This is a genomic window from Pseudomonas putida (assembly GCF_002741075.1).
GTDB lineage: Bacteria > Pseudomonadota > Gammaproteobacteria > Pseudomonadales > Pseudomonadaceae > Aquipseudomonas > Aquipseudomonas putida_T.
This window is the reverse complement of the sequence record NZ_CP016634.1, coordinates 1,718,448-1,731,681: the sequence shown is the minus strand read 5'-3', so window position 1 is coordinate 1,731,681 and position 13,234 is coordinate 1,718,448. Positions and strand designations below refer to the sequence as shown.

General features: G+C 55.4%; 9 protein-coding genes. 7 read left to right on the top strand and 2 right to left on the bottom strand.

Annotated elements, in window-relative coordinates:
• Positions 1–18 precede the first annotated feature (18 nt).
• Positions 19–1,248 carry a Druantia anti-phage system protein DruA gene (locus IEC33019_RS08055; protein ID WP_023535636.1) on the bottom strand — a complete coding sequence of 410 codons (1,230 nt, stop codon included), beginning with the start codon at positions 1,246–1,248 and terminating at the stop codon, positions 19–21.
• Between the two features lie 1,100 nt (positions 1,249–2,348).
• Between IEC33019_RS08055 and IEC33019_RS08045 the strand changes: the two genes are divergently transcribed.
• Positions 2,349–3,499, top strand: a protein-coding gene (locus IEC33019_RS08045; RefSeq protein ID WP_087535084.1) for an IS3 family transposase whose coding sequence is annotated in 2 segments (ribosomal slippage) — positions 2,349–2,583 and positions 2,583–3,499 — 1,152 coding nt in all. Because the reading frame shifts where the segments join, the coding sequence is not laid out codon by codon here.
• Positions 3,500–4,137: 638 nt separating this feature from the next.
• Here the strand turns inward: IEC33019_RS08045 and IEC33019_RS08040 are convergent.
• A protein-coding gene (locus IEC33019_RS08040; RefSeq protein WP_099593264.1) for an IS3 family transposase occupies positions 4,138–5,693 on the bottom strand; the annotation gives its coding sequence in 2 pieces (ribosomal slippage) (positions 4,138–5,228 and positions 5,228–5,693; 1,557 coding nt in all).
• An 83-nt stretch (positions 5,694–5,776) separates the two neighbouring features.
• On the opposite strand from IEC33019_RS08040, the gene IEC33019_RS08035 reads away from it, so the two are divergent.
• The 6 genes from IEC33019_RS08035 (at position 5,777) to IEC33019_RS08010 (ending at position 13,221) form a co-directional block, all read left to right on the top strand.
• Entirely contained in the window at positions 5,777–6,283 is a 507-nt protein-coding gene (locus tag IEC33019_RS08035; protein WP_170831818.1) for a hypothetical protein, read from the top strand.
• 110 nt (positions 6,284–6,393) lie between these two features.
• Positions 6,394–7,287, top strand: a complete 894-nt coding sequence (locus tag IEC33019_RS08030) for a ribonuclease H1 domain-containing protein (protein WP_070094552.1) — start codon at positions 6,394–6,396, stop codon at positions 7,285–7,287.
• Positions 7,288–7,898: 611 nt separating this feature from the next.
• Positions 7,899–8,300, top strand: a complete 402-nt coding sequence (locus IEC33019_RS08025; protein ID WP_054912707.1) for a helix-turn-helix domain-containing protein — start codon at positions 7,899–7,901, stop codon at positions 8,298–8,300.
• Positions 8,301–8,374: 74 nt separating this feature from the next.
• Positions 8,375–8,932 carry a hypothetical protein gene (locus IEC33019_RS27320; RefSeq protein ID WP_139139921.1) on the top strand — a complete coding sequence of 186 codons (558 nt, stop codon included), beginning with the start codon at positions 8,375–8,377 and terminating at the stop codon, positions 8,930–8,932.
• Positions 8,933–9,137: 205 nt separating this feature from the next.
• Complete coding sequence (locus tag IEC33019_RS08015; protein WP_070094551.1) at positions 9,138–10,169, top strand: hypothetical protein; 1,032 nt, start codon at positions 9,138–9,140, stop codon at positions 10,167–10,169.
• On the top strand, positions 10,147–13,221 hold the full coding sequence (locus IEC33019_RS08010; RefSeq protein WP_070094550.1) for a hypothetical protein: 3,075 nt from the start codon (positions 10,147–10,149) through the stop codon (positions 13,219–13,221). The genes IEC33019_RS08015 and IEC33019_RS08010 overlap by 23 nt, the downstream gene beginning before the upstream one ends.
• Positions 13,222–13,234: the final 13 nt, after the last annotated feature.

Below are 13,234 nucleotides of genomic sequence, written 5' to 3'. Positions count from 1 at the left end.
CCTGCCTCCTTGCATCCCTTAGTGTCCGAAAGCTTTCGCCTTCTCGTTATTCAACTGGAACTCGGGGCGCAGCAATTGTGCTTGGCTACCAAACAAAGAAATTAGGTCCGATGACCGCCACCGCCGGTAATCGGGGACGTTAGCGGCCCGTTGGATCACCCAGCGATCCAGCGCCTGATCTGCGATTTGCTTCACTGTCTGAAGAGACCGGATATCCGGCTTACCCTTGCCTGTTTGTAGGATCTTCGTCGCATTGGTTGCCAGTTGGCAGATAAAGACTTCGCGTTGGATGCCGTGACGCATCAGGTCATCCTTGAAACCCAGCGCCTTCAGGGCTGCGCGGGTGGTGCGCAATCGCCAATTCGGCCCTTGGCCGTACGCGTGATGATCAGCATAGGTGTGATCAATGTGGCGCAGATAGTCACGCAGTTCCAGGAACAACCAATCAGGAATATGGAAGTGTCCCCAGCCGCCGGTGTAGCCGATTGATTTAAGGTACTCTGTGCCATTGATTTTTAGACGGTTGTATACCGAGGAACGGCCCATCGAAGACGTGGTGATGACGGCCATCAGGCGCGCCCGCTTCTCCTCCTGAGAGATTATGCCCGTGGTGGCTCCGTAGGCATGGGCGAAGTCGTTGTAAAGATCACGACTTCGAAGCAGGCAAGCGATCAGTTTGCCGCAGAGCAAGGAGTTGTAAGGAGGGAGCGCTCCGAGGACGTAGGCATCCATGATGTTGACTAAGCGCGCGCCTCGATCATGCGAGTTCCAGCCGATGAATTTGTCCCGCACACCTAGGTTAAACACTGGATCACCCACGGCAATGATGCCCATTAGCTTGCCATTGGATTGATCCCACACCAGATAGCGCAACCGCCTGCCGAAGCCGCTGGACACCGGGACGGACCACGAAAGCGATGCCAGACGGAATAAGTCGCTCTGCCAGGTGCCCGACGAAACCCGCTCCAGGGCAGGGGAAATTTTCTTGGGAATCACCTCGGTACCTGAGGCGAAATATTGCATCAGTTTCGCACCCGCTCGAGCTACAAAGTTGCTGCTGGCGATGAGGCGCTCCTCCCGTTGAGCTCCATGCAACACCCGGATCGCATCCTTGTCATTGCCGGGCGCTCGCAAGGCACCCTCATCAGTTCTGGTGAAGCCCAGAGTATGCAAGTGTTCACGGAGTTTTCGCTTGAGGTTCGCCTCCCTCGGATTAACGCCCGCGATAATGATGTTGCCCTGTGACATCTACGGCTTCCTGCTCACTGTCATGCTGCATTGAATATCGAAATTTATTCATGACGCATGCGATGGTTCATACACTGTGCACCTGAAAAGGGATGTCAGTGCATTCCTGGGAATATTAAACTCCAGCTTCTATCGGGCGCGCTCTGCGATGCCTTGGTCAGAATAACGTCAAATATGACTGGGAACGGCATCAGGTACTGCTGGGCAGTGATGTGCTTGGTGCCCGTGGACCTGACGAAGCTTTCACTCAGAATACCGACTTTCTCCGCTAGGCGGCGTAAAGGTGCTCCATCGCGTGGATGATTCTCATAACCCTGCCCCACTGCAAGGTTCCCCAAGTACCAGAGCTGTCGACGAATCTCAGTGCAGGTCTGAGTCATGCCTTTCTTCCGAGAGTGTAGTGCGGGCATAAGCCTATAGCCTGGGGATGGCATTGCGCCAGCCTTTTTCGCCTGTGCTTCTCCTCTCCCGCTGAATGGTGCGATCAGGCGTCAGCGCTGGTCCTACTGTGTCCAACCTTGATTTCGCTCGAATTGACTCTCGGGAACCTCACAGGCACGGTGTTATTGGTATGTTGCAGAGCATGATCAAACACCTCAGCAAGCCTGGATGACCTGCAAGGCGACATTGCCTCTACTGGCTTGCCGCACACAAGATTCCCGCCCGTCCCTCCAAGGTTATACGTCCGGAAATCGCTGCTGCGGTGATCTGGCATGCGCAGATCATAAAGCTCAAGGATCAGGCACTCATGCAGCGATATAACTGGACACGGCCACATCAGTACAACGGTTCTGTGCCGCCGACGGTTGCTGAGGAAAAACTCAATTCCGTGTCCGGGAATGGTTGACCACTACAGATGTAAACCCCTACTGGCTTCAAGGGCTGTGAACCGACTCCCGCGTCCCTAGAGACCTCCGAGCATTACAACTGAGGCTATTAGAAGGTTGCATGAGCAATGACCTCCGGGACAAACCACACTGTTCAATTCTGAGCCTGTCAGGTTCTACCCGATTTCCAACCAGATCCCAAAGCATGTTTGAATCGCCCCTGGTTTCGTAGACACCTCCAAGCCTCATAATGAGGCCCAAATAGGAGGTGCCATGAGTCGTCAGCGTTACCCCGAAGAATTCAAGATCGAAGCGGTCAAGCAAGTGACCGAGAAAGGCAAACCTGTCGCCGATGTCGCCCAGCGCCTGGGCATGTCCGTGCACAGTCTTTACGCCTGGATCAAGGTCTACAGCAAGCCCCAAGAGCAGCGTCAGCAAGACGACGATCAGCAGGCCGAACTGCGCAAGCTACGCGCTGAACTCAAGCGCGTGACGGAAGAGCGAGACATCTTAAAAAAGGCCGCCGCGTACTTTGCCAAGGAGTGCGGCTGAAGTACGCCTTCATCAAGAAGCACTCGACTGATTACCCGGTGCGGCGCCTTTGCCAAACCCTCAAGGTGCACCCCAGCGGCTATTACGCCTGGCTGGCCGAGCCTCAATCTGCCCGAGCAAAAGAAGATCAACGTCTGCTTGGCTTGATCAAACACGCTTGGCTGGAAAGCGGAGGTGTATACGGCTACCGCAAAATTCACGATGACCTGCGTGAGCTGGGAGAGGAATGCGGCCGAAATCGAGTCAGGCGCTTGATGCAGGCGGAGGGGCTGCGTTCTCAAACGGGCTATCGGCGGCGTCCAGGGTTCTATGGTGGAAAACCAACAGTGGCCTCGCCCAACCACCTCGCGCGGCAGTTCAAGGTAAGTGAGCCGAACAAGGTCTGGGTGACAGATATCACTTACATCCGCACCTATGAAGGGTGGCTCTACCTCGCGGTAGTGCTGGATCTGTTCTCACGCCAAGTAATTGGTTGGTCAATGAAGCCAAGGATGTGCAGCGACCTGGCTATCGACGCGATGTTGATGGCTGTTTGGCGACGCAAGCCTCAGCAGCAAGTTATGATTCACTCAGATCAAGGCAGTCAGTTCAGTAGCTCGGATTGGAAAAGCTTTTTGAAGGCCAACAATGTAATCAGCAGCATGAGCCGGCGGGGAAACTGCCACGACAATGCTGTAGCCGAGAGCTTTTTCCAGCTTTTGAAGCGAGAGCGAATCCGACGAAAGATCTACACAACCCGTGAAGAAGCCCGAAGTGATATTTTCGATTACATCGAGATGTTCTATAACCCTAAACGCCGACACAGCAGTGCTATGCAGCTGTCTCCAGTAGAGTATGAGAAACGCTATTTCCTGAGCTTGGAGAGTGTCTAGAAAACCAGGGGCGATTCAGTTTTTTTTGAAAACAATTATCCATTACATTTTGGACTGGGACGGTTAGAGGTCGGGGGTGAGACAACTGAGGACCGCGGGGAAACTGAATCTATGAACACCAATCTATGAACAGTTGCCTTAATCTGTAGAGTATTTAGCCTGTAATCTCAGACTCGGGAACTGCTTATGAACATCTGACATCGCCCACTTGTTAAATAATGTTTCTACCGCTTGTGCTTCTGCTGTTGTCCGTTTCCACTAACCCCCGTTGAGATTTTCACAAAACCCGTTGCTGCGCCAATCGCGTTTTGAGTGGAAAGTCCCCCTCCAACACCCTCAAGCCCCTGTATTCCGGGCGCCTCAGAACACCGAACGCCCTGATTCGGCCTGATCATTCAACGAAATGAGTGGAAAAATTCTGACGCTCAGCGGCTGCCTCGAATCGGCGCCATCAGTGCCTTCAACGCACTCCAAAATCATTCAACCAGCAAAAAGCAAAAGGCTCCGCCCTGAAAGCCCGGCGGTGCTAGAGCCCTCGCCAGGCCTGAACCGTCGGCCCAAACCGTAAAGCAGCCAATATTTACCTAAATGCTCATATAGCGGCGTTTTTCAAGGTAGTTGTCGCGTCAACCATCCAGCTATGCAGCTTGCTTCTCGTGCTGTTGATCCCGATCAGGGTTCAACAGCACCGTCCCAATTGGCTCCCAGTTACGGGTGCGTCCTGACCATCGCTCTGGATTCCTGCATCGAGCCTGCTCATACAGCTCATGGCGCAGGGCAAGGATTTGCCTATCCTGACCACGATGACGCTCTGCCGGTGTGACGAAGCGGATCCGGCTGTGCCGGTGTTCGTGGTTGTACCAACGGATAAAATCACGCACCCAACATCTTGCAGCATCCAGGGTCTCGAAACCCTTGGCCGGCCATTGCGGACAGTACTTCAGCGTTCTAAAAAGAGCCTCCGAATACGGATTGTCATTGCTGACACGCGGCCTGCCCCTCGATGGCGTAATGCCTAACTCATACATCTTGCTCAGCAAAGTGGTCGACTTCATTGGCGCGCCGTTGTCCGAGTGCAGTACCAAGGGCTCTCTCAGGCATTGTTCGCTGATCACGCTCCTTTGCAGCAACACTGCGGCCTTGGCGCCGTCCTCATCCTCATGCACCTCCCAGCCGACGCTCTTGCGGCTGTAAATATCCTCGATCAGGTACAGGTAGTAGTACTTTCCACGCACCGAAGACGGCAGGTACGTGATATCCCACGACCACACACGATTCGGCGCATGAGCCGCATGCGTTGTTGGCTCGGCATTACGTCCAGGGCGCTGAGCGCGTCCTCGGTGCTGCCTCTGCCCGGCAGCTCGAAGCACACGATAGAACGTTGACTCCGAGCCTACGTAGATCTGCCTATCGGCCAGCCTCGGCACGATCTGGCTGGGTGGCAAGTGAGCATATTCGGCGCTGTTGCACAGGTTGAGAATTACTTTCCGTTCATGCTCGTCCAGCGCATTGGCCGGGGCTGCACGAGCGGTGGTAGTGCGAGCATCCGCCAGTATTTCCTGGGTTTCAGTCCAGCGCTGCAACGTTCTGAGCGTCAATCCAACTTCTTGGCACGCCACCGATTTTCGAGCGCCGGCATTGATCGCTTCTGTCAGCCACGCCACTAGCAGTTGCCGTTCCGGCAGAGCGGTCAATTGTCCTCGTCGTCTACTCCCCAGTAGTCGTTGAGCTTTTTTCGCAGCACCAGTAACGCGGCTGTTTCAGCCAGCGCCTTATCCTTGCGGCGCAGTTCGCGCTCAAGCTGCTTGATGCGTTTCTGATCTTGGCGGGCCTGCTCCCGATCGACCTTGGGCTGCGCTTTTTGAGAGGCCATCCCACTCAGGAAGGCTTGCCGCCAGGCAGCAATCTGCTCGGGATATAAGCCTTTGCGGCGGCAGTATTCACCCAGTTCAATCTCGGACAAGCTGGCACATTCGGCGACAGCCGCGAATTTCATTTCTGCCGACCAACTCTCGGTCGGGTGTTTGGGATCGGTCACCACCACACATCCTTCGGCACTGGCTCGTTTGCGCCAGGTATACAGCGACATTTCAGTAACGCCCTCGCGCCTGGCGACTTCGGCCATCGTCAGGTTGAGTGGAGGGCCCAGCATCTTGAGCAGTTCGGTTTTGCGCTCAGAGGAATAGTACGGCACAACGGCTCTCTTGCCGCCCCCGGGGTATGGTTTCAGGTAAGTCTGGTGAGGCGACAACTATCCTGACACCGGGGGTCCCCTTGATGCGTCAACCCTACTACCCGACCGCCATTCACAAGATGCTCATCAAAATGGCATTGGCCATGATGCCAGATGATGACCATCGCCAATTCAATTACCTGAAGCCCTGGCTTCTGAGCAAGGATCACAAGCCTGGCTTGAGTGGGTCGGTGCCGATCATCGAGTGGGGGATTAGCGGAGGCGTCAATCCGAACAAGATCATGTGCATCGTTGCCAAGGTGAAGGAGGCGTTCAAAGACTCGGCATACCGGTACCAATTCATATGCCAGTACGGGAATTTCCAGTACCAGCTTGTGATCCCGCTGCCTGAAGAGTGTGGTCAACGTAAGGATTTCGTCTACGCGCCCTTACTGCTACCTGATGAGCATTTTCGAGTATTTGGCACGTCCGACTACCAGGAGAAGCACTTCAACTCCCCAGACCGTGTGCGTGGGGAAAAGCTCAGCATTCTGCTCCAATACACCAGCCGATATTCCGACGCGCGTGTGCAGGAGAGTCCTGCTGAATAGATTTTCAGCCACGATCTGGCAGAGCTTGGCGTGCCGTAGCGCAGCTCCGCAGATCGACGTCGGCAAGGTTGAGATAGACTGCGCTATTCGTCAGCACAAGGCACGCATGGATGGCTAAGAGAGTCCGCTATTACGCAGTAGTGTCCGGAAATCCCGACGGCATTTTCAATACGTGGGAAGGTGGAGCGGCGCCAGCAACCCAGGGTGTCAGCAACTCAAAATACAAATCGTATGCGACCTTGGAACTGGCCGTTGAGTGGTATCGCCGAAACGTCCCCCAGGACTGTCGATACCCCTCACCCGTTTACCATTTTGACACGAATGATGTTGGGCCAGCCCCGACCGGAGAGGCTTCCCAAGCATCATTGGACGGCATGGCCTCTGGGACGCATGTAGTTTTTACCATCTGCAATCCTGAAACCAACGAGCCCCTCTACGTTGGCGAAACAAAAAACCTTGAGCGCAGCGTACATCGTCATCTGGGAGCTGCAGGCCGCAAACGCAATGGCATCTCTGCCAGAATCGCAGCGCTTCTGGCTCAGGGGATCAGACCAGTATTTCAGGCTGTCGAGCGCTACGACACAAAAGAGGACGCCCTAGCGGGCAAGAGCAGGCTTGTCAAACAGTACGTCCAGCGGGGGCTTGCACTCTGTAATCGAACTTTGGAGCATCGGGAAATCCAGGAGTTGTACCTAAAGCCGGTGGTACGGTTGGATACCACCATAGGCGATGGCCCCTTTTTCCTAGGCTCCTACCATTATTCCTCGAGAGCATCCTTGAAATGCGGGCTTCGGGCCTACCTGAATCGAGTACCGCCAGGGGATTTATCGAATCAGATAGCAGTGGAGAAGCTCACCCTTCTTTGGGCAGCCACCTCTCCAGAGGTCGAGGCGTTTGGCTTCTCGACGATATCGACTCAGGGTGGTATTTGCCTGCTTGCCGAGCTGGTCAACCATACCATCGTGGAGTTCGATTATGTGCGAGCGATTGACTTGATTCCGTGACAAAGATGCTGAATGCATTGCGACGGGGAGGCAAGGCACATCATTTGGTGATTGTTCACCGATGATCAGCTGGAAAATCACTGCAGGTGTTTTTTTGAAATTTTGGCGTTTTTGTTTGTATTCAAAGCGTAAGCGCAGCCAAAGGCTGCGAAGAAGGCGATCCCCCTCAGCCCCTACGGGGCTATGCAAGTGCAAGCCAGACAACAGAGGACAAATCTGGAAACCGTCAAAAGCAAAAAACGAACCGGCAAAACCGTCTGTGATCCTGGCAGATCACTTGCGCTTGCACATCACTCGCTTTTTTCTTGTCAAATATAGAACTCCGTCTCGCGAAAAATTTTTCAAGGGTGTATGCAGGAAAATAGTTTAAATACAGAAAAAAGCACTGAAATCCTAGATTAAACCAGTGGAAAGCTCTGCAATTGCCATCTGCCAGGCACGGGCGTGTCGCCTGCTCAGGGGGGAGCCGGGTCTCAGCGTTGAACACCTGTGATCCCTCTGCTTGGTCGGAGGCAAGAGTGGCTGTGGTACGCTCTGATGCTCTACGTCGGGTCTTTCTGCCGCAACTGATGTGCGTGGGCCCTTCCACCTCTCCTTGGCCAGGAGCATTAATGTCGCTCAAAACAGGATTCGCCACTGTACTGAAAGCCATTCGCCTCAGCCGCGGGCTCACGCATAAGAACATGGCGGGTGCTAGCAGCCGTGGCTACATGCTGAAGCTGGAGCATGGGCTTTCAAGCCCAACGGTCGACAAGATGATAGCCATCAGTGAATCGATGGGGGTGAGTCCTCTGACTCTGTTCACATTGACGTTGAGCCTGGATAGCGACCAACCTGTTGATGCCCTCGTGCAGCGGCTCAAAGCTGACGTTGCAGACCTCGAAACCAAGGGCGTGCTCAAGAGCCTTGGCGTCTCGTCGCTTCCAGATATACGCGTGACAAGTCCTGCTCTTTCCCGCCGGCACAAAGTTGCCAGCAGCGCCTCTCAAGCCGAACTGTGCTTCGCTGAGTAGTAGGAACCACCGCTTTGGAGTTAAAGCCCAAGCTCAATTGAGAACAGGATGTCCCTGAGTTCAGGGGGCACGGCTTGGTCATCGACAAGGCGTTTGAGCACGTGGTAACTCACGTGAAGCCGCAATTGCTGCCGGACGGGTATGTAACTGCTATCCGTGCGTGGCACATTCGCATGAGGCAGGGCTCGCTCAAGTACTGCGAAGGCGATGGCTCCCACGTCTTGCTCGTAGATGCGAGTCAAGCTGTCCAGGCCGGGTTTCCGGCGGTAGTTGGTCACTGCATCAGTCACTATCGACGTGAGAGCCTCGCGATAAAACGCAGCGGCGCAAACCCACACCTGCGTCTCCTGTTCAACCTTCAATCCCCTGCCCTCATGGCATTCATTCGGCCCGCAATATTCTGCGAAAGCGCGCTTGAGCGCCAGGACGCCAGTTGCACCTCAACCCTATCGGAAACCATGAACATGCACATTCAATTGGATCTGAACCACAACGATCGCGACGCGCTGCTGCGCCACTGCCAGGAGTTTGTTCCTTCGAGCGGAGACGCCCGCGAAGATTCCCGTCTGGCCGATGCCTTGGAAGCGCTAGCCGTTGCGCTGGAGCAAGCCCTGCTCATGAAGCATGAGTGACGTCCTGGAACGCTGACTCCGCAAGGGCGATAAGGTGGGCTACCGTGTGCCTGCCGTCATTGCGCCCCAAGGCCTCAATATCTGGCAAAAACGAATGAATGAGCCAGTATTGAACGACAGGCCCCAATCGTCGCGGGTACAAATGTCTTCGCCCAAGCGATTAGCGGGGCGCTAGCGACTCCTGGGATTACAGGAGCATCACCACTTGGATAGAGAAGCGTACCGGAGAAATCTCCTGTGGCGGCTTGCCGACGCGGCGTCCAAGTGCGCGCGCAACCGTGTTGAGGGATTCGAGCTGCTCAGGCAGGCCAGCGCCCACTTACACCGCCTGCACCCAGACCATGTCGTGATGACGGCACAAGAGCTGGAAGCCAATTTTCGCCACCCTCTTGAAACATGGTTGCCGGATGAAATTCGTGGGGAGCTCACCGGTGTTCTCCTCGCTCCCTCCAATGTCCCTACCCGCACGTGCACAGAGCTGTTGCTGGAGTTTAATGCCCGGGAGCAGTACGAGCAGACCCAGCAACTGATTCGGCGTGTGAGGGACATTTGTAAGGCCATCCCTGCGGGTGATGAGCTGTACCGAAGCTTCCGGGAGTTCTTGGTACTGAACGGCAAGACAACCCGCCACCCACTTCGCGTGTTGTTTCAGCCTCTCGACCTTTCCGTGGAAGACCTGTACCGGCAACCGGAACGCCATGAAGTGCTCGCCGGCAAAATGTACCTGTGCCCTTCCTGCCACTGGCCAATGACGATCACGCAGTCCCACATAGCCTGCCCCTCGCAGTGGTGCGAGCACGCCGGAAGCATCTTCGACCTGCACCGCCGCCAGGTCATCAATCGGTTGGATGGCAATACTCTGAAGGGGCAGGTGGTCAGCGATGAAACCTTGGTGCTGCAAGATGCTTACTGGAAGTTCACCTTGCTACCGGGATTGCTGGAAATTCAGCTCGCCAGGGGCCTGCGCGCGATGGGCTTTCTTCCCATACTGTGGCCGGATGTCGATGAGGCGGACGTGCGCATCGAGGTCGGTGGCTTGCCCCTGGATCTGGACGCCAAGGTGTGGCGCTACCCCGAAGCCCTTGAAGCACACCTGCAGCCTGCCAGTCGTGGGCCAAATCGTTGGATTGTCATTCCCGACTACCAGACTCGATCTCTGTCAGCACTGAGAGAGCGTTTGGGGCCATACATCCACACCTACAGCAGTTGCCTCAATGAACTCAAGCGCCGAGCGTGATCGTGTCGAGGCCGGCTGCATCCTCTTTTTGGCCATCGCATGCCGCGATGTGAGTAAAACACCGACCATTGCAGATGCGGCGGCGCTGGCTTCAGGCCAATTGGCTCACTGGGGAGGGCTTCATGGTCTCACGAGGGAGGAGCGGCAGTCCTTGGCTGTTGCGCTGCGCTTCGTGCATCCCGAAATTACAGAGCCGTGGATCTTTCTGTACACCGCCCAGAGCCTGATGCTGCAGCCTCACTGTTACTTCTTGCTCGTCGATGAGCCTGACTTGGTCAGCCTCACTTTTGATCACCGCTACCAGCTGGCTGAAGTCTTGGACGCCAGCGATCTGATTCAAGATTACCTGCACATTGTTCGCCGGTACCAACCTCCTGTTCGCAAGAAAATACCTATCGATAGAGGCTTTGACCTGCGGGCCAAGTTTGGCGAGCGCTATCAGTACTATTCGTTTGATCAAGCTGACCTTTCAGCCTTACCGGCACCTGATCAAACACTGCCGATCCCTGTCCGACCGGAAGCTCACTCGGCTCACTGGAGTTACTCGGCGCTCAAAGAAATCGCTGAGCAACTGGATGCTTCGCCTCGCTTACACGGCAGTCATCTGAAGAGCTTACAGAACCTCTTACGACGCGAGCGCAGCATGGAGGCTGCCGCGGGCATCTTTTATCGGGTTAATGCGCCTACTGGCTCTGGCAAAACCGTATTGATGGTCATGATGGCCATTGATGCTGCTCGCCGAGGGGAGTCCGTAGTGCTGGTGGTGCCTGGTCTGCTAGAGGTCGAGGGATTGACCGCCGAGTTGAAAAACTCGCTCAGTGCTGTCGCTCCACACCTGACCGTGGCGCCTCTGCACGGCGAGCGTCGCCTGGCTGAGATTGCTGCACGGCAGTTCGATACAGGTGGCCAATCACCACCCTATGAGCATATTTGTCTACTACAGGGGTACGCCACCGATAGCGTACCGATCCCCTCCTCCCGGGAGCCTTGCTTTGGACTTCGCTTAGTGGAGTCGACAGGTCAGGACAAAGAGCGCATCTCGAAAATTGCCCACTGCCCGTTCCTCTTCAAGTGTGGGAAGACGTCGATGCTTGCCGGCGCACTGAAAGCTGACATCGTGGTCGTGAATCACGATGCACTCCTTGCGGCCTCGACCAGCATTCCGCTCGAGGACAGTGACCGTCTAGGCACAAGACGCAGCTACCTGGAGCTTTTGCTTCGGACGAAATCAATTTTCCTGGTGGATGAGATCGATGGGCTGCTTAGCCGTACGATCAAGAACTGCACCACGTCCCTGGAACTGGGAGGAAAACGTCACGACACGGCACTTGCTCGCCTGCGGACGGAGATTGATAGTCGTCCCGGTATCCAAGGCATGAAACAGAGCAAGTTCAACGTCTTGAAGTGGGCGCTGACGTTCACTGCGCAAACCCCGGATGAAATCCTCGACCTATGTGACGAAAAGCATTTTCGGTGGCCTAGCCATGGCATGCGATGGCCTCAGTCCGAGGACAAGATGTTGCAGCATACGCTCCAAGTCGACCCTGACATGCTTGAAGCCCTATACCGCCTGAACGATCGGTCAGTACCGAAAGAGTTGCATGACTTGCATGACAATCTGACCTACTGGGGCATCAAGGAAGCCCGAGCTCCGGCAGACGTAATCCGTCAACTGACCAATATCCTCAAACGACTTTCTGACGCGGGGCACATTCGCAAAGCGGGAACCAAATCGGGAGATATGAAGGCTGCGCTGATCCTGCGCGGGGCATTGGGCCTTGTCCAGGAGCAGATAGCGATACTCCACCGCCACATGCGAGATTTGCTTTGGGCTGACGTGCCAAATGCGCGCGAGGTGGAGAATGCCTTGGAGGGAACTCCCCCAATAACGCTTGTTCGTAACGGGCCGCTCCAGCACCCTATCTGCGGTTTCAAATACCAGGCTGGGGATCATGGCCCAGCAACCCTGCATGTGGAAACGCTCAAGGGTGACCCACACGCCACTCTGCAGTTTCTACCCAACCTCACTTCCCTGGCTTTTTCAAACGCACAGCGCGTTTTCATCGGGCTTTCAGCCACCGCGCACTTTCCGGGTGCGAGCCGTTATGACCTGCCTGCGACCGACCTCATCGATGTTCCTGATGCCGCGGGACAGATTTCTTTCTGCAACCTGCCAACGACAGCTCAGATATCCGGTAGTCGACCCAGGATGCGAAAACGCAAGGTGAGGGATCTGGCCGAAGAGCTTGCCTTGTGTTTGCCGCCAATGATGCAGGCTCAAATGAAGGAAGACCCAACCCGGGGCCGTTTTGTCCTGATAACAAACAGCGACTCAGATGCCGAGGTACTTGCGATAGCGCTGCGCCATGCATTCAGCAAGCAAGAGCCATCAGAGGACTTGGGGCGCCTAGGTGAGCAGGTGCTATGGATTCGGGGCAAGAGTGCTGCTGCCCGAGCAACGGAAATGCCGGCAGATTGCGCCATGTTTCATCATGAACTACCTGATTTACTGACCGGAGAGCATAAGGACAAGCGCTTTCTGGTGAGCTCGCTGTCTCCGATTGCACGTGGCCATAACATTGTTCATCCCAACGGTCGTTCCGCCATCGGCGCCATCATCGTGTGCGTTCGGCCGCTTCCGCCCTCTGACAATTCTGCTGACACCTTGGGGCATGTGACGTATGACAACAGTAAAAGCTTGGGTTTCTACAGGACGCCTGGTGAGGCCATGGTTGCGTCCAGGTCACTGGCTTACCGTAATCTCAATGCCATTCGATTCGCCTTGCCCAATTTCTCCAGCCAGCCGGAGAACATCCGCCATTTCACGATCATGAACATTCTAGTCGACCTGGCGCAGCTGGCCGGTAGGGGGCGCCGTGGTGAAACGCCAATCACTTGCTATTTTGGTGATGCGGCGTTTGTCGATGGCAAGACATCCTGGGCTGATTTGCTAAGGGCTAGCATCCAGCATATGAAGAAAAATGGGGAATGGGATGACTTCTGTCAGGAGCACGCAGGCATGGCGGGGGCAATGCAGCAATACATTCGATAAGGGGAGCATGCGT

Coding starts and splice junctions, on each gene's coding strand:
- IEC33019_RS08055 (WP_023535636.1), bottom strand. CDS start 1,248: ATGTCACAGGGCAACATCATTATCGCGGGCGTTAATCCGAGGGAGGCG.
- IEC33019_RS08035 (WP_170831818.1), top strand. CDS start 5,777: ATGCGTCAACCCTACTACCCGACCGCCATTCACAAGATGCTCATCAAA.
- IEC33019_RS08030 (WP_070094552.1), top strand. CDS start 6,394: ATGGCTAAGAGAGTCCGCTATTACGCAGTAGTGTCCGGAAATCCCGAC.
- IEC33019_RS08025 (WP_054912707.1), top strand. CDS start 7,899: ATGTCGCTCAAAACAGGATTCGCCACTGTACTGAAAGCCATTCGCCTC.
- IEC33019_RS08010 (WP_070094550.1), top strand. CDS start 10,147: ATGAACTCAAGCGCCGAGCGTGATCGTGTCGAGGCCGGCTGCATCCTC.